34 protein-coding genes are annotated in these 21,876 nt (G+C 40.2%); all 34 read right to left on the bottom strand.

The features are described from left to right. Positions 1-27 precede the first annotated feature (27 nt). Positions 28-645, bottom strand: a complete 618-nt coding sequence (gene rplQ / locus ACQK2H_RS05450; RefSeq protein ID WP_425390441.1) for a 50S ribosomal protein L17 — start codon at positions 643-645, stop codon at positions 28-30. After that, a complete protein-coding gene (locus ACQK2H_RS05445) occupies positions 645-1,634 on the bottom strand; it encodes a DNA-directed RNA polymerase subunit alpha (protein ID WP_425390440.1) in 990 nt (329 codons plus the stop codon). Before ACQK2H_RS05445 ends, rplQ begins: the two co-directional genes overlap by 1 nt. A gap of 20 nt (positions 1,635-1,654) precedes the next feature. Next, positions 1,655-2,257: a 30S ribosomal protein S4 gene (gene rpsD / locus ACQK2H_RS05440; protein ID WP_425390439.1), complete on the bottom strand. Its 603-nt coding sequence runs from the start codon at positions 2,255-2,257 to the stop codon at positions 1,655-1,657. Positions 2,258-2,278: 21 nt separating this feature from the next. Continuing rightward, positions 2,279-2,671, bottom strand: a complete 393-nt coding sequence (gene rpsK, locus ACQK2H_RS05435; protein WP_350217613.1) for a 30S ribosomal protein S11 — start codon at positions 2,669-2,671, stop codon at positions 2,279-2,281. A gap of 7 nt (positions 2,672-2,678) precedes the next feature. Beyond that, complete coding sequence (gene rpsM / locus ACQK2H_RS05430) at positions 2,679-3,056, bottom strand: 30S ribosomal protein S13 (RefSeq protein ID WP_350217612.1); 378 nt, start codon at positions 3,054-3,056, stop codon at positions 2,679-2,681. Between the two features lie 2 nt (positions 3,057-3,058). Further along, entirely contained in the window at positions 3,059-3,175 is a 117-nt protein-coding gene (gene rpmJ, locus ACQK2H_RS05425) for a 50S ribosomal protein L36 (RefSeq protein ID WP_089356819.1), read from the bottom strand. Between the two features lie 29 nt (positions 3,176-3,204). Further along, the gene (infA, locus tag ACQK2H_RS05420; RefSeq protein WP_089356818.1) at positions 3,205-3,423 is read right to left on the bottom strand and encodes a translation initiation factor IF-1; all 219 of its coding nucleotides are present in this window, start codon (positions 3,421-3,423) and stop codon (positions 3,205-3,207) included. Beyond that, positions 3,423-4,730 (bottom strand): preprotein translocase subunit SecY, encoded by a 1,308-nt coding sequence (gene secY / locus ACQK2H_RS05415; protein WP_425390438.1) that lies wholly within the window; start codon positions 4,728-4,730, stop codon positions 3,423-3,425. Before secY ends, infA begins: the two co-directional genes overlap by 1 nt. Further along, positions 4,730-5,179: a 50S ribosomal protein L15 gene (rplO, locus tag ACQK2H_RS05410; protein WP_425390437.1), complete on the bottom strand. Its 450-nt coding sequence runs from the start codon at positions 5,177-5,179 to the stop codon at positions 4,730-4,732. Before rplO ends, secY begins: the two co-directional genes overlap by 1 nt. Positions 5,180-5,181: 2 nt before the next feature. Continuing rightward, a complete protein-coding gene (gene rpmD / locus ACQK2H_RS05405) occupies positions 5,182-5,361 on the bottom strand; it encodes a 50S ribosomal protein L30 (protein ID WP_425390436.1) in 180 nt (59 codons plus the stop codon). A gap of 4 nt (positions 5,362-5,365) precedes the next feature. After that, complete coding sequence (rpsE, locus tag ACQK2H_RS05400; protein WP_425390435.1) at positions 5,366-5,884, bottom strand: 30S ribosomal protein S5; 519 nt, start codon at positions 5,882-5,884, stop codon at positions 5,366-5,368. 12 nt (positions 5,885-5,896) lie between these two features. Beyond that, positions 5,897-6,244, bottom strand: coding sequence for a 50S ribosomal protein L18 (gene rplR / locus ACQK2H_RS05395; RefSeq protein WP_425390434.1), 348 nt, complete (start codon positions 6,242-6,244; stop codon positions 5,897-5,899). A gap of 6 nt (positions 6,245-6,250) precedes the next feature. After that, positions 6,251-6,802, bottom strand: a complete 552-nt coding sequence (rplF, locus tag ACQK2H_RS05390) for a 50S ribosomal protein L6 (protein ID WP_425390433.1) — start codon at positions 6,800-6,802, stop codon at positions 6,251-6,253. A 10-nt stretch (positions 6,803-6,812) separates the two neighbouring features. Then, positions 6,813-7,211 (bottom strand): 30S ribosomal protein S8, encoded by a 399-nt coding sequence (rpsH, locus tag ACQK2H_RS05385; RefSeq protein WP_425390432.1) that lies wholly within the window; start codon positions 7,209-7,211, stop codon positions 6,813-6,815. Between the two features lie 83 nt (positions 7,212-7,294). After that, positions 7,295-7,564 carry a 30S ribosomal protein S14 gene (rpsN, locus tag ACQK2H_RS05380; protein ID WP_349564666.1) on the bottom strand — a complete coding sequence of 90 codons (270 nt, stop codon included), beginning with the start codon at positions 7,562-7,564 and terminating at the stop codon, positions 7,295-7,297. 6 nt (positions 7,565-7,570) lie between these two features. Then, positions 7,571-8,125 (bottom strand): 50S ribosomal protein L5, encoded by a 555-nt coding sequence (gene rplE / locus ACQK2H_RS05375; RefSeq protein ID WP_425390431.1) that lies wholly within the window; start codon positions 8,123-8,125, stop codon positions 7,571-7,573. Continuing rightward, positions 8,118-8,450: a 50S ribosomal protein L24 gene (rplX, locus tag ACQK2H_RS05370; RefSeq protein ID WP_425390430.1), complete on the bottom strand. Its 333-nt coding sequence runs from the start codon at positions 8,448-8,450 to the stop codon at positions 8,118-8,120. Before rplX ends, rplE begins: the two co-directional genes overlap by 8 nt. 2 nt (positions 8,451-8,452) lie before the next feature. Further along, on the bottom strand, positions 8,453-8,821 hold the full coding sequence (gene rplN, locus ACQK2H_RS05365) for a 50S ribosomal protein L14 (RefSeq protein WP_089356808.1): 369 nt from the start codon (positions 8,819-8,821) through the stop codon (positions 8,453-8,455). After that, positions 8,821-9,075 (bottom strand): 30S ribosomal protein S17, encoded by a 255-nt coding sequence (gene rpsQ, locus ACQK2H_RS05360; RefSeq protein ID WP_089356807.1) that lies wholly within the window; start codon positions 9,073-9,075, stop codon positions 8,821-8,823. The genes rplN and rpsQ overlap by 1 nt, the downstream gene beginning before the upstream one ends. 9 nt (positions 9,076-9,084) lie before the next feature. Then, positions 9,085-9,297 carry a 50S ribosomal protein L29 gene (rpmC, locus tag ACQK2H_RS05355; RefSeq protein WP_425390429.1) on the bottom strand — a complete coding sequence of 71 codons (213 nt, stop codon included), beginning with the start codon at positions 9,295-9,297 and terminating at the stop codon, positions 9,085-9,087. Then, positions 9,297-9,719 carry a 50S ribosomal protein L16 gene (gene rplP / locus ACQK2H_RS05350; RefSeq protein WP_425390428.1) on the bottom strand — a complete coding sequence of 141 codons (423 nt, stop codon included), beginning with the start codon at positions 9,717-9,719 and terminating at the stop codon, positions 9,297-9,299. The genes rpmC and rplP overlap by 1 nt, the downstream gene beginning before the upstream one ends. Before the next feature lie 13 nt (positions 9,720-9,732). Then, positions 9,733-10,458, bottom strand: coding sequence for a 30S ribosomal protein S3 (rpsC, locus tag ACQK2H_RS05345; RefSeq protein ID WP_425390427.1), 726 nt, complete (start codon positions 10,456-10,458; stop codon positions 9,733-9,735). Then, the gene (gene rplV / locus ACQK2H_RS05340) at positions 10,458-10,928 is read right to left on the bottom strand and encodes a 50S ribosomal protein L22 (RefSeq protein ID WP_425390426.1); all 471 of its coding nucleotides are present in this window, start codon (positions 10,926-10,928) and stop codon (positions 10,458-10,460) included. The genes rpsC and rplV overlap by 1 nt, the downstream gene beginning before the upstream one ends. An 8-nt stretch (positions 10,929-10,936) precedes the next feature. Beyond that, the gene (gene rpsS, locus ACQK2H_RS05335) at positions 10,937-11,215 is read right to left on the bottom strand and encodes a 30S ribosomal protein S19 (protein WP_349564682.1); all 279 of its coding nucleotides are present in this window, start codon (positions 11,213-11,215) and stop codon (positions 10,937-10,939) included. Continuing rightward, positions 11,215-12,036, bottom strand: a complete 822-nt coding sequence (rplB, locus tag ACQK2H_RS05330) for a 50S ribosomal protein L2 (RefSeq protein WP_425390425.1) — start codon at positions 12,034-12,036, stop codon at positions 11,215-11,217. Before rplB ends, rpsS begins: the two co-directional genes overlap by 1 nt. A gap of 9 nt (positions 12,037-12,045) precedes the next feature. Then, positions 12,046-12,333, bottom strand: a complete 288-nt coding sequence (gene rplW, locus ACQK2H_RS05325) for a 50S ribosomal protein L23 (RefSeq protein ID WP_425390424.1) — start codon at positions 12,331-12,333, stop codon at positions 12,046-12,048. Between the two features lies 1 nt (position 12,334). Continuing rightward, complete coding sequence (gene rplD, locus ACQK2H_RS05320; RefSeq protein ID WP_425390423.1) at positions 12,335-12,961, bottom strand: 50S ribosomal protein L4; 627 nt, start codon at positions 12,959-12,961, stop codon at positions 12,335-12,337. Positions 12,962-12,963: 2 nt separating this feature from the next. Then, the gene (gene rplC / locus ACQK2H_RS05315) at positions 12,964-13,596 is read right to left on the bottom strand and encodes a 50S ribosomal protein L3 (protein WP_425390422.1); all 633 of its coding nucleotides are present in this window, start codon (positions 13,594-13,596) and stop codon (positions 12,964-12,966) included. A gap of 171 nt (positions 13,597-13,767) precedes the next feature. Beyond that, complete coding sequence (gene rpsJ / locus ACQK2H_RS05310; RefSeq protein ID WP_089356797.1) at positions 13,768-14,073, bottom strand: 30S ribosomal protein S10; 306 nt, start codon at positions 14,071-14,073, stop codon at positions 13,768-13,770. Positions 14,074-14,083: 10 nt separating this feature from the next. Then, positions 14,084-16,192, bottom strand: coding sequence for an elongation factor G (gene fusA / locus ACQK2H_RS05305; RefSeq protein WP_425390421.1), 2,109 nt, complete (start codon positions 16,190-16,192; stop codon positions 14,084-14,086). Positions 16,193-16,200: 8 nt separating this feature from the next. Continuing rightward, positions 16,201-16,668, bottom strand: a complete 468-nt coding sequence (gene rpsG, locus ACQK2H_RS05300; protein ID WP_425390420.1) for a 30S ribosomal protein S7 — start codon at positions 16,666-16,668, stop codon at positions 16,201-16,203. 12 nt (positions 16,669-16,680) lie between these two features. Then, complete coding sequence (gene rpsL / locus ACQK2H_RS05295; protein WP_089356794.1) at positions 16,681-17,055, bottom strand: 30S ribosomal protein S12; 375 nt, start codon at positions 17,053-17,055, stop codon at positions 16,681-16,683. A 119-nt stretch (positions 17,056-17,174) separates the two neighbouring features. Further along, positions 17,175-17,513, bottom strand: a complete 339-nt coding sequence (locus tag ACQK2H_RS05290) for a DUF3467 domain-containing protein (RefSeq protein WP_425390419.1) — start codon at positions 17,511-17,513, stop codon at positions 17,175-17,177. A 6-nt stretch (positions 17,514-17,519) separates the two neighbouring features. Further along, entirely contained in the window at positions 17,520-21,830 is a 4,311-nt protein-coding gene (gene rpoC, locus ACQK2H_RS05285; RefSeq protein ID WP_425390418.1) for a DNA-directed RNA polymerase subunit beta', read from the bottom strand. Between the last annotated feature and the right edge of the window lie 46 nt (positions 21,831-21,876).

Below are 21,876 nucleotides of genomic sequence, written 5' to 3'. Positions count from 1 at the left end.
CTTATATATTTTTGGAGAAATAGACACTTAATCTTCTTTCTTCTTGTCTTCGTCTTTAGACTCTTCCTTAGCCTCTGCTTTCGGCTCCTCTGTTTCCTCAGCTTTAGTTTCAACTTCCTCAGCCTTGGCTTCTTCCTTCACTTCTTCAGTTTTTGCTTCCGCCACTTCTTCCTCTTTCACCTCTACTGCTTCAGCTTTCGTCTCCTCTTTCTTCGTTTTACTCTTACCGCCTCTTCTCGATCTTCTGGTTTTAGCTTTTCCGCTATCCGCTTCGCTAAGAAGTAATTCATTGAAGTCAACCAATTCCATCATGCACATCTCTGCATTATCACCAAGTCTAGCACCAGTTTTAATTATTCTGGTATATCCACCCGGGCGACTTGCAATCTTTCCGGCTACATTATTAAATAGCTCAGTAACAGATTCTTTATCTTGAAGGTAAGAGAATACCACTCTTCTGGAGTGAGTATCATCTGTTTTTGACTTGGTAAGAATTGGCTCAATAAATTTTCTAAGCGCTTTCGCCTTAGCTACAGTGGTATTGATTCTCTTATGCATGATAAGAGAAGAAGCCATATTAGAAAGCATTGCACTTCTATGTGCAGTCTTTCTACCAAGGTGATTAAATTTCTTTCCGTGTCTCATTATTCTTCCTCCAATTTGTATTTGCTAAGATCCATACCGAAAGTAAGGCCTTTATCTGAAACCAATTGCTCCAATTCAGCAAGTGACTTCTTACCGAAATTTCTAAACTTCATCATATCAGAAATCTCAAGAGACACAAGGTCTCCAAGAGTTCTTACATCAGCAGCTTTCAGACAGTTGTAAGCTCTTACTGACAGATCAAGATCATTAAGATTAGTCTTAAGCATCTTTCTCATGTGCAATAGCTCTTCATCTACCTGCTCTGGCTCACCAGCTTCTTGAGTCTCCAGGATCATATTCTGATCAGAGAACAACATGAAGTGTTGAATTAAAATATTTGCTGCGCCTTTAAGAGCATTTTCAGGGTGGATAGATCCATCAGTCTCAATATCAAGCGTTAACTGCTCATAGTCAGTTTTCTGCTCTACCCTTGTGTTCTCAACGCTATATTTTACGTTCTTAATTGGCGTAAATATTGAATCGATAGCGATGAAACCAAAATTTTGCTCTGCTGGCTTATTCTCATCTGCACCTACATATCCTCTACCTTTTGAAATGGTCAATTCCATCTCAAACTTTGCTGATTCATCTAGGTGACAAATCACATGGTCAGGATTTAAGATCTCAAAGGAGGTAGTTGCTTTAGCAAGGTCACCGGCTGTTAGTTTCTTCATGTTGGAAACATTTACGGTGATAGATCCGTCAGCAACTTCTTCAATCTTCTTGAAACGAACCATTTTCAGGTTCAAGATCATTTCACTCACATCCTCAACTACACCTTCGATGGTAGAGAACTCATGCAGCACACTTGGTATTTTCACACCCGTGATTGCATAACCCTCCAAAGAAGATAGAAGAATTCTTCTTAAAGCATTACCGATTGTAACACCGTAACCTTTTTCAAGGGGTTTGAAAGTAAAGAGGCCATGGAAATCATCTGCTTTTTCCATTACCACTTTTTCCGGCATTTGAAATGCTAGGATAGACATATATCTTATTTTTTGAGTGTTTACTTAGAGTACAATTCGACGATCAACTGTTCCTTGATGTTTTCAGGGATTTCCTCTCTACTAGGAGAGTTCAAAAACTTACCAGACATGCTGGCAGAATCCCATTCCAACCAGGAATAGCTTCTAGCATTAGATGATAGGCTATCAGTAATAGCTTCAAGAGACTTTGATTTCTCTCTAACACCAATGATGTCGTTATTTCTTAATGTGTAAGAAGGTACATTAACTATCTCACCATTCACAGTAATGTGCTTGTGTGAAACGAGTTGTCTTGCAGCTCTTCTTGTAGGCGCAATACCTAATCGGAATACGGTATTATCCAATCTTGCTTCCAATAATTGAAGTAAGATTTCACCTGTAATTCCACTTTTTCTTGAAGCCTTGTCAAAGACATTAGCGAACTGACGCTCCAATACACCATACGTGTACTTCGCTTTTTGCTTTTCAGCCAGCTGGATAGCGTATTCAGATTGCTTCTTTCTTCTGCCTCTTCCATGCTGACCCGGAGGGTAAGCCTTCTTCTGTAGCGCTTTGCTAGCTCCGAAGATTGGCTCTCCAAATCGTCTTGAAATTTTAGTCTTAGGCCCAGTATATCTTGCCATTATCTATAACTATTTAATATCTTAAACTCTTCTTCTTTTCGGTGGTCTACATCCATTGTGAGGCAGTGGAGTTACATCTTTGATCATGGTAACTTCAATTCCCGTATTTTGGATAGTTCTGATGGCAGACTCTCTTCCTGATCCAGGTCCTTTCACAAAAACCTCTACTTTACGTAAACCCAGGTCATAAGCTTTTTGTGCACACTCTTGTGCAGCAACCTGAGCAGCGTATGGCGTATTCTTTTTAGAACCACGGAAACCCATTTTACCCGCTGAAGCCCAGCTGATAACCTGACCGGTTCCGTTGGTCATTGAAATGATGATATTGTTGAATGATGCTTTAATATGAGCTTGGCCAATCGCATCAACCGCAACAACTCTCTTTTTAGCTTTATCTTTTCTCTTTTGTGCCATCTATCTATTACTTAACAGCTTTCTTCTTGTTAGCAACCGTTTTTCTCTTGCCTTTTCGAGTTCGAGCATTATTCTTGGTGTGCTGTCCTCTTACCGGAAGACCCTTTCTATGACGAAGGCCTCTGTAACAACCGATATCCAATAATCGTTTGATACTCATTTGTATCTCTCCCTTGAGAACACCTTCTACCTTGTATTTTTCTCGGATAGCAGTTCTTACACTACCACCTTCATCGTCAGTCCAGTCCTGAACTTTTTTGTTCGGATCTACACCGGCTTCAGCCAAAATCTTTTGAGCTGATGTTTTACCAATGCCGAAGATGTAAGTCAAGGCAATCTCGCCTCGCTTGTTATCGGGAATATCTACTCCTGCAACTCTTGCCATAATTATCCTTGTCTCTGTTTAAACTTTGGATTCTTTTTATTGATTACATAAAGCTTCCCTTTCCTCCTGATCACTTTGCAATCAACGCTTCGTTTTTTTACGGATGCTCTTACTTTCATTTCTTTTCTATTTTATCAGTCTATGACTGTTATTTATAGCGATAAACTATTCTTCCTTTTGTTAAGTCATACGGTGACATCTCCAACTTCACCTTATCTCCCGGTAAAATCTTGATGTAGTGCATTCTCATCTTTCCTGAGATATGCGCGATCACCTCGTGACCGTTTTCAAGTTCTACTCTAAACATTGCGTTTGACAATGCTTCCACAATCGTACCGTCTTGTTCTATGGATGCTTGTTTTGCCATTATGCTGCTTGAGTTCTTCCTTTTACTCTACCTGATTTCATCATTCCTTCATAATGCCTCATGAGTAGGTAGCTCTCAATCTGCTGAAGGGTATCAAGGATAACACCAACCATAATCAATAACGATGTTCCTCCGTAGAACTGGGCAAAACCCTGATTCACTCCTGCTATCATTGCAAAGGCAGGAAGGATAGCGATAATCGCCAGGAAGATCGATCCTGGTAGTGTAATTCTTGACAAAATATTGTCTAAGAAATCAGCAGTTTGTTTACCCGGTTTTACGCCCGGTACAAAACCACCATTTCTTTTCATATCATCTGCAATCTGATTAGGATTGATTGTAATGGCAGTGTAAAAGAATGTGAATACGATAATCATAATCGCAAACGTTAAATTATACTGCCATGATGTGAAGTCCGAGAATGTGGTACCTACATAGTTAGCAAAGTCACTTTCCTCTCTCCACAATCCAGCCAACATAGCCGGAAGGAACATGATTGACTGAGCAAAGATGATAGGCATTACACCGGAAGCATTCACTTTCAATGGAATGTACTGTCTTTGACCTCCATATACCTTATTGCCAACGACTTGTTTCGCATACTGTACTGGTACTCTTCTTACAGCCTGTACTAAGGCTACTGTAACAAGTACAACAAAGAACAGCGCAACCAGTTCCAGAATAAAAAGTAACATCTCGCTCATTCCTCTTGTGATTGCTTCAGCAGCAATACTTCCAGGGAACTGAGCTATAATACCAATCATAATGAGCATTGAGATACCATTTCCAATACCTTTATCAGTAATTTTCTCTCCAAGCCACATACAGAAGATGGTTCCTGAAGTGATTATGATTACTGAAGTAAACTTCCAGAAGAAGGTATTATTTATGATCGCTTCAGCCGGCACAGCCGCTGATACGAAACTGAATCCTTGCGCAAAGCAAATGGCTATGGTCAGTACTCTTGTAAGTTGATTGATTTTCTTTCTTCCACTATCTCCCTCTTTCTGGAGTTTCTGAAAATAAGGAACAGCCACTGTCATTAACTGCAACACGATGGATGCCGAAATGTAGGGCATGATACCTAGGGAGAAAATCGATACATTGCTAAATGCACCTCCTAAAAAGGTATCCAATAATCCAAAGATACCACTCGCTTCTCCACCAAGCTGTGACGGATCCACACCAGGAAGTACTATGAAAGAGCCAATTCTAAAAATCACCAAAAACCCTATTGTATTTAGGATTCTGGTTCTTAGCTCCTCAATTGAAAAAATGTTTCGTATGGTATCTATGAATTTCTTCATTATTCAACTACTGTAATTGATCCACCAGCTTTCTCAATTGCTTCCTGAGCAGATTTTGAGAATTTATGTGCTGTAACTTTTAGTCCTGCCTTTAATTCGCCTCTACCCAAAACTTTGATAATATCGTTTTTCTGAGCAAGACCATTTTCTTTAAGGATCTCAGGAGTAACTTCTTTTAGTTTTTTTGCTTCACTTAGTTTCTGAAGATCATCCAGGTTGATTGGCTTAGATACAACTTTATTGTTGTTTTTGAAACCAAACTTTGGAACTCTTCTTTGTAGAGGCATCTGCCCTCCTTCAAAACCGGTTTTTCTTGAATAACCGGATCTTGATTGAGCACCTTTATGTCCTCTAGTAGATGTACCACCTCTTCCAGAGCCTTGTCCTCTACCTACTCGCTTTCTATTTTTTGTTGAGCCTTCTGCAGGCTTTAATGATTCAAGTCTCATGTTTACAGCTCTTTAACTTCTACTAAGTGATTCACCGTTTTGATCATCCCCTCAATTGAAGGATTTAATTCTTTTTCAACGGACTTATTGATTTTACCAAGACCTAAAGCAACCATCGTTTTTTGCTGGTTTTTAGGACGCTTGATTGTACTTCTCTTCTGTGTGATTAATACTTTTCCCATTTTCTTAGCCATTGAAAACTTTATCTAATGACACTCCTCTTTGCTGTGCAACAGCAAATGGGTCTCTCATTTTATTCAACGCATCAAAAGTTGCCTTTACCACATTGTGTGGGTTTGAAGACCCTTTCGATTTAGCAAGTACATCATGCACTCCGGCACTCTCCAATACTGCACGCATCGCTCCACCGGCAATTACACCAGTACCAGCTGCTGCAGGCTTAAGAAGTACCAAACCTCCACCAAACTTTCCAATCGCTTCATGTGGAACAGTTCCTTTGAATACTGGCACTTTCACTAGATTCTTTTTGGCATCATCGATACCTTTAGTAATCGCGTCAGTAACCTCATTTGCCTTACCAAGTCCGTATCCAACAACACCATTTCCATCTCCTACTACTACGATAGCAGAGAAGCTGAATCGACGACCACCTTTTACTACTTTCGCTACTCTTTTGATCGCAACTACTCGCTCCTGAAGGTCGATTTCACTTGCTTTTATAGATCTTATATTGCTTTGTGACATAATTTCTGTTCCTTAGAATTTTAATCCTCCTTCTCGAGCACCTTCAGCTAATGACTTAACACGACCATGATATGGATATCCGCCCCTATCAAAAACGACTGTTTCAATGCCTGCACTCTTTGCATTCTCTGCTAGCTTCTTCCCTACTTCCTTAGCTACCTCTACGTTCAAGTTTGGCTTACCAATTTCTTTCGTAGAAGCTGATGCCAATGTTTTACCATTTACATCATCAATAAGCTGGGCATAAATACCCTTGTTGCTTTTGAATACAGACACTCTAGGTCTTTCTGCAGTACCCGAAATCTTTCTTCGAATACCCAGTCTAAGTCTTTTTCTTCTTGCTGTTTTAGTAATTGCCATGTCTTATTATTTAGCAGCAGTTTTACCAGCTTTTCTTCTAATTTGTTCTCCAATGAAGCGAATACCTTTTCCTTTGTATGGCTCCACTTTTCTAAGTGACTTGATTTTTGCTGAAATCTGACCAACTAGCTGTTTGTCTATTCCTTCAACAGTCACCTTAGGATTTTTTCCTTTTTCTGTCTCAGCAGAAACCTTGATTTCTTCCGGTACAGCAAAGTATATACTGTGTGAGTATCCAAGGTTAAGCTCCAATACGTTGTTTTGAACAGTCGCTTTGTAACCAACACCTACAAGCTCCATCTCCTTCTTGAATCCATTACTTACACCTTCGACCATGTTATTTACCAATGATCGGTACAGTCCGTGTAATGACTTATGTCTTTTCTGCTCAGTTGGACGCTCTACTGTCATCACTCCGTCTTCCACTTTACAAGTGATATCCGGATCTATTTGCTGAGTCAGCTCACCTTTAGGACCCTTTACACTCACGGTATTCTTATCAACCGTGATTGAAACTCCTTCAGGTATATTTATTGGTGCTTTTCCTATCCTTGACATCTCAATTCTATTAATACACGTAACATAAAACTTCTCCACCTACATTTTCTCGACGTGCTTCCTTGTCAGAAATCACACCTTTAGATGTAGATAAAATTGCGATACCAAGACCATTCAATACTCTTGGCAGGGTATCCGCCGCGGCATATTTTCTAAGCCCTGGCGTACTAACACGCTGCAGGCTTGTTATTGCCGACTGTTTGGTCTGAGGATTGTATTTCAAGGCAATTTTAATAATGCCCTGCTTGCCATCTTCCTCAAACTTGTAGTTTCGGATGAAGCCCTTGCTGTGCAATACCTTAGTGATCTCCTTCTTTAAATTAGAAGCAGGCACCTCTACTACACGGTGGTTCGCTGTTATTGCATTGCGAACCCTTGTTAAATAATCTGCTATCGGGTCTGTTACCATTTCTTAAACACACTTATCCCCCTCTGAAAAAGGGGGTGCAAAAATAATAATTTATATTTTGAAACGAAAGGAAGATTTTAAATCTACCAGCTTGCTTTTGTTACACCTGGTATTTTTCCTTCGGATGCCATCTCTCTGAATGTCACCCTAGAGATACCAAATCTCCTCATATAGCCCTTAGGCCTACCTGTAAGCTTACATCTGTTATGCAATCTCACCTTTGAAGAGTTTCTTGGTAGCTTATCCAACGCCTGATAATCTCCAGCTTCTTTCAAAGCTTTTCTTTTCTCAGCGTATCTTGCTACAAGCTTTTCTCTTTTTCTTTCTCTCGCTTTTACTGCTTCTCTAGCCATAATTTCTTAGTTCTTCTTTGAAGTAAACGGCATACCAAGAGATCTTAATAATTCTAGACTCTCTTCATCAGTTTGTGCTGTTGTCACAAACGTGATATCCATACCTGTAATTTTGTTTACTTTATCGATACTGATTTCAGGGAAGATGATTTGCTCTTGTACACCTAGTGTATAGTTACCTCTTCCGTCAAACCCCTTTTCTCTAATTCCTTTGAAGTCTCTTACTCGAGGCAATGCGATTGTTACCAATCTGTCAAGGAATTCATACATCTTATCTCCGCGTAGCGTTACTTTAGCTCCGATCGGCATTCCTTCTCGTAACTTAAAGTTTGAAACTGACTTCTTAGCTATGGTAGGAACAGCTTTTTGACCTGAGATCATTGTAAGCTCCTCAACCCCTACGTCAACTAACTTCTTATCAGATACAGCAGCACCAATTCCTTTATTGATGGCGATCTTGGTTAGCTTCGGCACTTCCATTACCGATTTATACTGAAATTTATCCTTCAAATGAGAGATAATTTCTTTGCTATATTTTTCTTTTAATCTAGGACTAGCCATTAGTGATAAATTCTCCTGATTTTTTTGAATATCTCTGCAGCTTGTTGTCTGCATTTTTCTTTCTGCCTATTCGAGAAGCATCTCCAGAAGATGGATCAACCACCATAAGATTACTTAAATGAATTCCAGCTTCTGTTTGCTGGATTCCTCCTTCAGGATTTTCAGCAGAAGGCTTAACATGCTTGGTTACCATGTTAGCTCCCTCAACAACAGCTCTATACTTTGTGGTATCCACTTCAAGTACTTTACCGGATTTCCCTTTGTCGTTACCGGCAATGATCTTGACAGTATCTCCTTTTCTTACGTGAAATTTTATTTTGCTCATCATTAAAGTACTTCAGGTGCTAATGATACAATTTTCATAAACTGCTTCTCTCTAAGCTCTCTGGCAACCGGACCGAAGATCCTGGTTCCTCTTGGCTCATCGTTTGCAGTGAGAAGTACAGCAGCATTATCCTCGAATCGAATATAGCTTCCGTCTTTTCTTCGAACTTCTTTTTTAGTTCGTACTACAACAGCTCTTGAAACAGTTCCTTTTTTCAAACTACTTGATGAAAGTGCATGCTTAACAGTCACAATCACTTTGTCACCAACAGAAGCATATCGCTTCTTGGTGCCACCAAGCACACGGATAACTAGCACTTCTTTAGCGCCGCTATTGTCCGCAACAGATAATCTTGACTCCTGCTGTACCATTATTTTGCTCTTTCAATAATTTCAACCAATCTCCATCTTTTGCTTTTGCTCATTGGACGAGTTTCCATCACTTTTACAGTATCTCCGATATTGCAATCGTTCTTCTCATCATGAGCAGTGAGCTTAGTGGTTTTTCTCACAAACTTTCCGTAGATCGGGTGCTTAACTTTTCGTTCAACAGCTACCGTGATGCTTTTCTGCATTTTATTGCTCACCACTTGTCCGATTCTTTCTTTTCTTAAATTTCTTTCCATTACTGAAAATTATTTGCTTGCTTCAGCAACTTGGTTTAATTCTTTGGCTCTTATTTCTGTCTGAATTCTTGCCACCAATCTTCTATTCTCACGAATTTTCATTGGGTTCTCGATTGGAGTAATGCTATGTGCAAACTTTAGTTTGGCGTAGTTCTCCTTCTCTACTGCAAGCTTGTTTTTCAGCTCGTCCAGACTCAATCCTCTTAATTCAGAATTTTTCATTACTCTGGCTTATAATCTTTTGCTAATGTGAATTTTGTCGTGATTGGCAACTTCTGTGCTGCTAATCTTAAAGCTTCTTTAGCCAACTCGATATCTACTCCTGCTGCCTCGAAAAGAACAGTTCCAGGCTTAACAGTAGCTACCCAATACTCAGGAGCTCCTTTACCTTTACCCATCCTTACTTCTGCTGGCTTCTTAGTCACAGGCTTGTCTGGAAAGATTCGGATCCAAACCTGACCTTCTCTTTTCATAGCTCTGGTCATGGCGATCCTTGCCGCCTCTATCTGACGACTTGTAATCCATCCCGGCTCCATTGCCTTGATTCCAAAAGTTCCGAATGCTAGTCTATGCCCACGTTGAGCAAGACCCTTCACTCGGCCTTTTTGCATTTTTCTAAATTTCGTTCGTTTTGGCTGTAACATGCTTTACAAAACTTTACTTTCTTCTTCTATTTTCTCTTCTCCTTCTATTCGGAGCTCCACCTGGTGCGTTATTTCCGCCACCTGATTGACCTACATTCGGAGAAAGGTCTCTCTTACCGAAAACTTCTCCTTTAAAAATCCACACTTTGATACCAATTTTTCCATAAATGGTATGAGCTTCTGTGATTGCATAATCAATATCAGCTCTCAAAGTATGTAGAGGAATTCTACCCTCTTTATACTGCTCACTTCTCGCCATCTCAGCTCCACCTAGTCTTCCTGAGCATTTAATTTTAATTCCCTGAGCTCCAACTCGCATAGAAGAAGCGATTGCTTGCTTCATAGCTCTTCGGAAAGAGATTCTTGCCTGAAGCTGCTGAGCGATAGATTCACCTACTAGCTTAGCATCTAATTCAGGTCTTTTGATTTCGAAAATGTTGATCTGAAGATCTTTACCAGTCAAGTTTTTCAACTCTTCTTTGATCTTATCTACTTCAGATCCCCCTTTACCAATTACCACACCCGGACGAGCAGTATGAACTGTAAGGGTTATTCTTTTCAACGTTCGCTCAATCACTACTTTTGAAATACCGCCTTTTGGCATACGAGCAGCGATGTACTTGCGTATTTTGTTGTCTTCAACAATTTTGTCAGCATAGGACTTGCTATCAAACCAGGCAGAATCCCACCCTTTAATAACTCCTAATCTAAATCCAACTGGGTTTACTTTTTGTCCCATTACTTGTTGCTTTCTTTAGTTTCGTTTGTATCCTGATTGTGATTATCAATTACGATAGTCACGTGATTTGATCTTTTTCTGATTCTGTGAGCTCGTCCTTGAGGTGCAGGTCTTAATCTCTTAAGCATTCTCGCACTGTCTACATAGATTTCCTTCACATAAAGGTCAGCTTCTTCGATGCTGATATCTTCATTCTGCATTTGCCAGTCAGCGATTGCAGTAAGAAGCAATTTCTCAATAGTATTCGAGGCATGGTGTGCATCGAACCTAAGAATATTAAGAGCAACATTGGCACGCTCACCTCTAATCATGTCCGCAACAAGTCTCATCTTTCGAGGAGAAGTTGGAACGTTTCTCAGTGATGATTTTACCGCACCGAGCTTTCCTTTGTTCTCTTCACGGAATTTCTTATCAGCTTCTTTTTGAAGTCTGATGCGTACTGATTTCTTTAATTTCTTTTCAGCTTCCATTGGTGCTCTTATCTTTTACCTTTATCCTTCTTGGCAATGTGTCCTCTGAAGTTTCTCGTTGGTGCAAATTCGCCAAGTTTATGTCCTACCATATTTTCAGTTACGAAAACAGGGATGAATTTATTTCCATTATGTACAGCGAAAGTGTGACCTACGAAATCCGGAGAAATCATTGATCTTCTTGACCAAGTCTTAATCACAGACTTCTTTCCCGACTCATTCATCGCGTCAACTTTCTTCTCAAGACGAAAGTCTATATAAGGTCCCTTTTTTAATGATCTTGACATTATTTCCTTCGTTTAACTATCTGCTTATCAGAATACTTATTTGGTCTTCGGGTCTTCATACCCTTAGTGTAAAGACCATTTCTAGATCTTGGGTGACCTCCGGAAGATCTTCCTTCACCACCACCCATTGGGTGATCAACAGGGTTCATGGCTACACCTCTTACTCTAGGTCTCTTTCCTAACCACCTGTTTCTTCCAGCTTTGCCTAGTCTCACACTCATGTGATCAGAGTTAGAAACAGTACCCACTGTCGCAAGACATGTATTAAGTACCATTCTCATTTCACCTGAAGGAAGTTTTACTGTAGAGTATTTTCCTTCTCTCGCTACCAACTGCACATAGGTTCCGGCACTTCTTGCCATCACTCCACCTTTACCAGGTTTTAGCTCGATATTATGAATGATTGTACCTAGAGGTATATCTGAAAGGAAAAGTGCATTACCTACTTCAGGTGCAATCCCTTTACCAGAGTTTACCACTGTTCCAACTTCCAATCCGGCTGGAGCTAGAATGTATCTTTTTTCACCGTCGGCGTAGTAAAGCAATGCAATTCTTGCAGATCTGTTCGGATCGTACTCAATTGCCTTTACTGTTGCAGGAACTCCATGCTTGTCTCTTTTGAAGTCGATGATTCTAAGCTTACGCTTATGACCACCTCCTACATTTCGGACAGTCATTCGTCCCTGATTATTTCTACCACCATTTCTTTTAGTAACTGTAACCAATGATCTCTCTGGAGTCGATTTGGTTACGTCATCAAAGACAGGAGCCATTCTATATCTCTGTCCTGGGGTAGTCGGTTTAAGTTTTTTTACAGCCATTTCTTTATATTATATCCCGCTATAAAAATCGATTATATCTCCCTCAGCCACCTGCACTACTGCTTTTTTGTACGCCGGGGTTCTTCCTTCAATGACTCTTGACTTGGTATATCTTCTCTTTGATTTACCAGGCTGAATCATCGTGTTTACAGATTCAACAGTAACACCGTAAGTTTTTTCAACTTCAGCCTTAATCTGAACCTTGTTAGCATCCTTCGTAACTACGAATCCGTACTTACCGTGCTCATTCAGAGCGGATACTTTTTCAGTAACTAATGGTTTTATTAAAACTCCCATCTTAGTTCAATCTTTCTTTTAGTTGATCAAGAGACCCTTCACAGATAATCAATCGCTCTGCGTTGATTAGATCGTAAGTACTCACCTCATCAACAGTTGAAACATGTGCCTTTTTAAGATTTCTTGATGACAAGAAAACGTTCTTGTTTTTATCAGACACTAAAAACAATGCTTTTTTGTCTGATAATGAAAGGCTATTTAGGATACTGATGAATTCTTTAGTTTTTGGTGCTTCAAAAGTGAAGTCTTCCAAAATCTGAATTGCTTTTTCTTTTGCTCTTGAAGAAAGTACTGACTTTCTAGCCAATTTTTTCACCTTCCTATTAAGCTTGAATCCATAATCTCTTTGCTTAGGACCAAAAATGGTTCCTCCACCTCTGAAAATAGGAGACTTTATACTACCAGCACGGGCTGTACCTGTACCTTTTTGTTTTTTGATCTTTCTGGTAGAACCAGTGATCTCTCCTTTTTCTTTAGTTTTTGCAGTTCCTTGTCGCTGATTAGCTAAGTAACTTTTTACATCAAGGTAAACTGCGTGCTCATTTGGCTCTATGCCGAATACGCTCTTGTCAAGGCTGATTTCTCTACCTGTTTCCTCTCCTTTAATATTTAATACAGCTACCTTCATGATTACTTCTCAAGTATTACGAATGAATTTTTAGCTCCAGGGATTGATCCGGATACTAACACTAGGTTATTTTCAGGATATACCTTCACGATTCTAAGGTTCAGTACCTTCACTCTCTCACCGCCAGTTCTACCAGCCATCCTAAGGCCTTTGAAAACTCTAGATGGAAATGATGCTGCACCAATAGATCCTGGTGCTCTCATTCTATTATGCTGACCGTGAGTTGCCTGACCAACACCGCCGAAACCATGTCGTTTCACAACTCCCTGAAAACCTTTACCTTTTGTAGTACCAATGGCATCAACATAGTCTTGCTCATTGAATACGTCTTCAATTTTGATCTCATTTCCAAGTTTAATTTTATCTTCAAACTCTTCTCTGAAATCTCTGAATTCAACCACCTTTTGCTTAGGAGTAGTCTTTGCCTTCGCAAAATGACCCTGAAGCGCTTTAGGTGTGTTTTTTTCCTTTCGCTCACCGTATGCCAACTGCACAGCTCTATATCCGTCAGACTCTTCGTTCTTAACTTGGGTCACGACGCAAGGACCAGCCTCAACAAGGGTACAAGCGATGCTTTTACCGTTCTCGTCGAAGACGTTAGTCATTCCTACTTTCCTTCCTATTAAACCAGGCATTTTCTACTCGTTTATATCTTTTAATTACCCTCTCAGGCAAACTTTTCGTGAAAAGGACTGCAAAGATAGCAAATCCACATGCCGAACAAAAAATTTGATCGGTTATTTTTTAGACAAAAAAAGAACCAATCGATATAGACCAATTGGTTCTTTAGGCCGGTTAAAACCGGATTATACTTTAATCTCTACGTCTACTCCACTAGGAAGCTCAAGCTTCATTAGTGCGTCAACTGTTTTTGCACTGTTACTGTAGATATCTACCAATCTTTTGTAAGTGCAAAGTTGAAATTGCTCTCTAGCTTTTTTGTTCACGTGAGGTGACTTAAGTACAGTGAATTTTTCCTTCACAGTAGGCAATGGAATTGGTCCACTTACAACTGCTCCAGTAGTTTTTACTGCTCGAACAATTTTCTCAGAAGACTTGTCAACCAGATTGTGGTCGTAAGACTTTAGTTTTATTCTAATTTTTTGGTTCATCTTCTAATCTTTATACGTTAGCTGTGCCTTTTACTTCAGCAATAATGCCTTCAGCAATATTCTTAGGCACTTGATCGTAGTGCGAGAATGTTAATGAAGCTGTTGCTCTACCTGAACTATTTGTTCTTAGGTCAGTCACATATCCGAATAATTCTGATAATGGCACATCTGCCTTCACTACAGTTGAGGTTCCTCTTGTGTCCATTCCCTTCATCATACCTCTTCTCTTATTCAAATCACCGGTGATTGTCCCAGTGTACTCATCCGGAGTAACAACCTCAACAGCCATGATTGGCTCAAGGATTACCGGGCCACATTTTTGAGCAGCAGCTTTAAACCCTGATCTTGCAGCAAGTTCGAATGATAGTGAATCTGAATCCACATCGTGGAAGGATCCATGATACAATCTAACTTTCATATTATCAACAGGGTAACCTGCTAATGGTCCGTTAACCATTGCTTGCTCAAATCCTTTTTGGATTGCAGGGATGAATTCTTTTGGAATAACACCTCCAACAATTTGATTAACAAATTGAAGTCCTGCTTCTTCGTGATCTTCGTCTTTTGGTCCGATCTCGAATACAATATCAGCAAACTTACCTCGACCACCAGACTGCTTCTTATAAACTTCTTTGTGCTCTACAGAAGTCGTAATTGCTTCTTTATATGCAACCTGAGGAGCTCCCTGGTTGATTTCAACCTTAAACTCTCTTTTCAGACGATCAATGATAATATCAAGGTGAAGCTCTCCCATTCCTTTAAGAATGGTTTGACCCGTTTCGTGATTCGTTTCAACCTGCAGCGTTGGGTCTTCTTCAACAAGCTTACCAATCGCTACTCCTAACTTATCCACGTCAGCCTGTGCCTTTGGCTCAATCGCATATCCAATTACCGGATCTGGGAAAACCATAGATTCTAATACAATCTTAGCTTTCTCGTTACAAAGTGTATCACCAGTCTTGATATCTTTAAATCCAACTACCGCTCCGATATCTCCACAATGCAGTTGATCAATTTGATTCTGCTTGTTAGCATGCATCTGGAAAATTCTGGAGATACGCTCTTTCTTGCTTGTACGCGTATTGAAAACGTAAGAGCCAGACTCTAACGTACCTGAATACGAACGCACGAAACAAAGTCTACCTACGAATGGGTCAGTAGCAATCTTGAATGCCAACGCAGCGAATGGTTCATCCGAAGATGGCTTTCTTGATGTTTTTTCTTCTGTGTCAGGGTTAGTTCCAACAATACTGTCTCTATCTAGCGGAGATGGAAGTAATTCCATCACGTAGTTTAATAGCGTTTGAACTCCCTTGTTTTTAAAGGCAGATCCACAAAGCATTGGCACGAAAGCCAAATCAATAGTAGCAGCTCTCAAAGCAGCTACAATCTCATCTCTTGTGATACTGTCAGGATCTTCAAAATATTTTTCCATCAGCACCTCATCGTATTCAGCTACTGATTCTACCAGGTGCTCTCTGTATTCATCAACATCAGACTGCATATCTGCAGGAATGTCGATTTCTTCGAAAGTCATACCCATGTCTTCTTCATTCCAGACATAGGCTTTGTTTTCAACAAGGTCAACAACTCCCTTGAAGTTTTCCTCAGCACCGATTGGTAATTGAAGTGGCACAGCTTTGGTGCCAAGCATTTCTTTTACTTGCTTACATACATTAAGGAAGTCAGCTCCAGCTCGGTCCATTTTATTAACGAATCCGATTCGGGCTACCTTATAATTGTCTGCTAATCTCCAGTTAGTTTCTGACTGAGGCTCAACACCATCTACCGCACTAAAAAGGAATACCAAACCATCTAATACTCGTAGTGATCGGTTCACCTCAACTGTAAAGTCAACGTGTCCCGGAGTATCAATGATGTTTATATGGTAATCATCGTCTTTATATTTCCAGAATACGGTAGTCGCAGCAGATGTGATGGTGATACCACGCTCTTGCTCCTGCTCCATCCAATCCATTTCAGCACCACCATCGTGTACTTCACCAATTTTGTGCTTTACACCAGCGTAATAAAGAATACGCTCAGTAGTGGTTGTTTTTCCGGCATCAATGTGTGCTGCGATACCGATATTTCTTGTAAGTCTTAAGTCTCTTGCCATTTTGGTTCTTAGAATCTGAAGTGTGAGAATGCTTTATTAGCTTCAGCCATTCTGTGCATATCGTCTTTTTTCTTCACAGAGGCTCCTTCACCTTTTGATGCAGCAATAATTTCATTTGCAAGACGATCTTCCATGGTTTTTTCGCCTCTAAGTCTTGCGTACTTGATCATCCATTTGATACCAAGTGAAATTTTTCTTTCAGGTCGAACTTCGATTGGCACCTGGAAGTTTGCTCCTCCTACTCGTCGTGCTTTTACCTCAACAGACGGCATGATATTACTTAGAGCTGTTTTCCAAGTCTCAAGACCGCTTTCGCCAGTCTTTTCCTCAACCTGATTGATCGCATTATAGAAAATTTTGTAAGAGACACTCTTCTTACCATCCATCATAAGATTGTTGACAAATTTGGTAACAAGAGTATCCTGATAAATTGGATCAGGAAGGATGTATCTCTTTTTTGGTTTTGCTTTTCTCATTTCTCCTGCAAATTATTTTTTAGGTCGCTTAGCGCCGTATTTAGATCTTCTTTGTAGACGTCCGTTTACTCCAGCTGTATCCAACGCACCTCTAATGATGTGATATCTTACACCCGGTAAATCCTTCACTCTTCCTCCTCTGATAAGTACAATAGAGTGCTCTTGTAAGTTGTGACCTTCACCTGGAATGTAAGCATTTACTTCTTTTCCGTTGGTAAGTCTTACCCTTGCCACCTTTCTCATTGCTGAGTTTGGCTTCTTAGGAGTGGTTGTATATACACGGGTACATACACCTCTTCGCTGTGGACATGAATCCAATGCTGGGGATTTAGACTTTGAAGTCAGCTTTTTTCTACCCTTCCTTACTAATTGTTGTATAGTTGGCATACGCTATAATTTCTAATCGTCCCAAAATTTGGGAACGCAAAGATAGATATATTGAGATTATATCAAAAAGTTAAAAGATTAATTAAATGCAAATATTTAAAGAATAACATGAGAGAGCCTCAAGCTTCGCCTACAGTTCCACCGAAATTGATAGGAAACTTTGGCATGTCGTCAGCTTGTTTCACCTCTCCAAATGTATCCTCATACTTCTGAATATTGTCTTTAAGAGCTCCTAGCAGCCTTTTTGCATGCTCAGGAGTAATAACAATACGAGATTTTACTTTGGCTTTTGGAACACCGGGCATCAGTCGAATAAAATCGATAACAAACTCACTACTTGAGTGGGCAATCATGGCAAGATTCGCATAGATACCCTCGGCAGTTTCCTCCGAGAGCTCTATGTTTATCTGATTATTTTGATTTTTCTTATCTACTTTTTTGTTCTGATCGTCGCTCATAATCAATTAGGCTTCTTCAACCTCTTTAGATTCGAACTCTTCTTTAGAAGAAACCAGCTTTTCGTACTCCTCTTGTGAGTTCACGATATATTTCTGGTGCTTTCTTATTCCTGTTCCTGCAGGAATTAAGTGTCCTACGATCACGTTTTCCTTCAGACCAATCAACGTGTCCGCTTTTCCTTTGATAGAAGCCTCGCTCAATACTTTGGTAGTCTCCTGGAATGAAGCAGCTGAAATGAAACTCTCTGTTCCAAGTGACGCCTGAGTAATACCCTGAAGTGTCGGCTTACCGGTAGCAGGCTCTGCATCTCTTACCACCATTGGCTTAAGATCTCTTCGCTTCAGACTTGAAACTTCATCTCTTAAACTTCTGGCATCAATGATTTGACCTGCTTTGTAATTACCTGAATCTCCCGGATCCACAACTACCTTCTTATCAAGAATACTATCATTTTCTTCCATGAAAGCAAAACGATCAGCTAATTGATTTGTCAAGAAGCTTGTATCTCCTGGATTCTCGATGATTACTTTCTGCATCATCTGACGAACGATTGCTTCTATGTGCTTATCGTTAATCTTCACACCCTGCAGACGATATACCTCCTGAATTTCATTCACCAAGTATTCCTGAACTGCTGTTGGTCCTTTGATTTTAAGAATATCTGCAGGAGTAATTGCTCCATCTGAAAGGGCATCCCCCGCTCTTACGTAATCGTTATCCTGAACCAAGATGTGTTTTGAAAGTGGAACCATGTAACGCTTCTTTACACCATCTTTCGATTCGATGTAAATTTCTCTGTTACCTCGCTTAATTCCACCATACTCTACAACTCCATCAATTTCACTTACTACAGCTGGGTTCGATGGATTTCTAGCCTCAAATAGTTCAGTTACTCGCGGAAGACCTCCGGTAATATCTCTGGACTTACCAGTTTTTCTCGGAATCTTAGCAAGTACCTGACCTGGCTTGATCTTATCTCCTTCATCAATAGCTAAGTGAGCTCCTACCGGAATATTGTATGCTTTCTGAGTTTCCCCATCTTTACCTACAATCTCGATAGCAGGATTCTTAGTTTTATCTTTTGTATCAATGATTACCTTCTCTCTGTGTCCTGTCTGCTCATCAGATTCTTCTTTGAAAGTAACTCCTTCAATGATAGAATCGAATGATGCAGTACCGTCAAACTCAGACATAATCACTGCATTGTAAGGATCCCAGTAGCAAAGCTCATCACCTTTAGCCACTTTACCACCATCTTTCACTTTCAGTATAGCACCGTAAGGAACATGGTTAGAGATCAGCACTTTTTCTTTCTTCGCATCAAGAATTTTGATTTCGCCTGAACGCCCCATAACAACTTCTATTTTGTTGCCATCATCGTCGGTCGACTTAACCGTTCTTAGCTCATCAAACTCTATTACACCGTCAAACTTCGCTTTGATATTTGCATCAACCGCGATGTTGGAAGCAGTACCTCCTACGTGGAATGTTCTCAATGTAAGCTGTGTACCCGGCTCACCGATAGACTGTGCAGCGATAACTCCTACTGACTCACCAACATGTGATAGCTTACCAGTAGAAAGGTTTCGACCGTAACACTTAGCACAAACTCCCTGACGTGTTTCGCAAGTCAATACAGACCTGATCTCCACTTCCTCAATGCTTGACTGATCAATGTAATCAGCAATTTCCTCAGTAAACTCTGCACCAGACTCAATGACGAGTTCTTCAGTGATTGGATCGTAAATATCATGTACTGATACACGTCCAAGAATTCTTTCAGAAAGTGCTTCTACAACTTCTTCATTATCCTTCAGCGCAGAAACAGAAAGGCCTCTTAATGTACCGCAATCATCTTCATTGATTACAACGTCCTGAGCTACATCAACCAAACGTCTTGTTAAGTAACCTGCATCTGCAGTCTTTAATGCTGTATCTGCAAGTCCTTTTCTAGCACCGTGAGTCGATATAAAGTACTCAATTACATCTAGTCCTTCCTTAAAGTTTGAAAGGATCGGGTTTTCAATAATCTCACCTACTGACCCTTGAAGGTTTTTCTGTGGCTTGGCCATCAAACCTCTCATTCCTCCTAGCTGACGAATCTGCTCTCTTGATCCCCTTGCACCTGAGTGCATCATCATATAGATCGAGTTGAAGCCCTGATCATCTTCTTCCATCTGCTTCATCAGCGAGTTGGTCAACATGGTATTCGTTCTAGTCCAGATATCAATTACCTGATTATAACGCTCATTGTCTGTGATAAGACCCATGAGGTAGTTTTGCCATACTGCATCAACTTCCTCTTTTGCCTGAGCTACCAACTTCTCTTTTTCTTCAGGGATATTGATGTTATCAAGTCCCATTGAAAGACCACCTTTATAAGCCATCTTAAATCCAAGATCTTTGATATCATCAAGGAAGTGAGCTGTTCTAGCCATTCCCACAATCTTGAATACATTCGAGATGATCTTCTGTAGTTTCTTCTTGGTCAAAAGTTCATCAACGAAACCAACCTCTTCCGGTACAGATTCATTGAATAGCACTCGTCCTGCTACAGTTTCAATTATTTTAGTCTCCAGCTCACCTTTTTCGTTTCGAACCTTAGTTCTCACTTTAATGTAGGCATGCTGAGAAATTTGTTTTTCGTTTAAGGCGATGATCACCTCCTCGTGAGAGTAGAAAATCTTTCCTTCTCCTGCAACTTTTTCTTTATCTGTGCTTCTTCGGCCTTTAGTAATGTAATAAAGACCCAATACCATATCCTGAGAAGGTACCGCAATTGGTGCTCCGTTCGCAGGGTTAAGGATATTATGTGAAGAAAGCATCAATAGCGAAGCTTCCAAAATTGCTTCATGACCAAGAGGTACGTGAACCGCCATCTGGTCACCGTCAAAGTCAGCGTTGAATGCCGTACATGCTAACGGGTGAAGCTGAATTGCCTTACCTTCAATAAGCTTAGGCTGGAATGCTTGAATACCTAATCTGTGAAGTGTAGGTGCCCTGTTAAGTAATACAGGGTGTCCTTTCAATACATTCTCAAGAATATCCCAAACAACAGGATCTTTTCTATCAACAATCTTCTTCGCAGATTTTACTGTCTTAACGATTCCACGCTCGATCAACTTTCTGATAATGAAAGGCTTGAATAGCTCTGCTGCCATATTTTTAGGCAACCCGCACTCATGCATTTTCAACTCAGGGCCTACAACGATTACAGATCGACCAGAGTAGTCAACCCTTTTACCAAGTAGGTTTTGACGGAATCTACCTTGCTTACCTTTAAGCATATCACTCAAAGACTTCAATGCTCTGTTCCCATCAGATCGTACAGCGTTTACTTTTCTTGAGTTATCGAAAAGTGAATCAACTGCTTCCTGAAGCATCCTTTTCTCATTTCTAAGGATTACTTCCGGCGCTTTAATATCTATTAGTCTTTTCAGACGATTGTTTCTAATAATTACTCTTCTGTATAGGTCGTTCAGGTCAGAAGTAGCAAATCGACCGCCATCCAATGGCACCAATGGTCGTAGTTCTGGTGGAATTACCGGAACCATCTTTACAATCATCCATTCAGGCTTGTTCTCGATTCGAGTTTTTGCATCTCTAAATGCTTCAACCACTCTCAATCGCTTTAATGCCTCAGCTTTTCTCTGCTGAGAAGTATCAGTAGCAGCCTGGTGTCGTAGCTCGTAAGAAAGCTCATCTAATTGAGTTCTTGCAAGTAACATCTCAAGTGCTTCTGCACCCATCTTAGCGATAAACTTATTAGGGTCATCATCATCAAGCATTTGATTTTCCCTTGGAAGTTTATCCAGAATATCCAGATATTCTTCTTCCGTTAGGAAGTCAAGCCTAGAAATTCCATCTTCTTCTTTTGATCCCGGCTGGATAACGATGTATCGTTCGTAATAAATGATCTGATCCAGCTTTTTGGTAGGAATACCAAGTAGGTATCCGATTTTGTTTGGTAAAGATTTGAAGTACCAAATATGAGCAACAGGAACCACCAATTCGATATGTCCCATACGCTCTCTACGTACTTTCTTCTCAGTTACTTCAACACCACATCGATCACAAATGATGCCTTTGTATCTGATTCTTTTGTATTTACCACAATGACACTCCCAATCTTTAACAGGACCGAAAATTCGCTCACAGAAAAGGCCACCCATTTCAGGCTTGTATGTTCTGTAATTGATGGTTTCAGGCTGAGTTACTTCACCATGCGAGCTTTCCAAAATTGATTCTGGAGACGCAAGACTGATGGTAACCTTAGAGAAGTCGTTATGAATTTTTTTGTTTTTTCTGAACGCCATGTTGTATATCAATAAAGCCCAGGCATTAAACGCCCGGGATGATTGT

This window comes from Ekhidna sp. (assembly GCF_965228795.1).
Taxonomy (GTDB): Bacteria; Bacteroidota; Bacteroidia; order Cytophagales; family Cyclobacteriaceae; genus Ekhidna.
The sequence above is the reverse complement of the archived record's forward strand: the minus strand, read 5'-3'. Positions and strand labels throughout refer to the sequence as shown.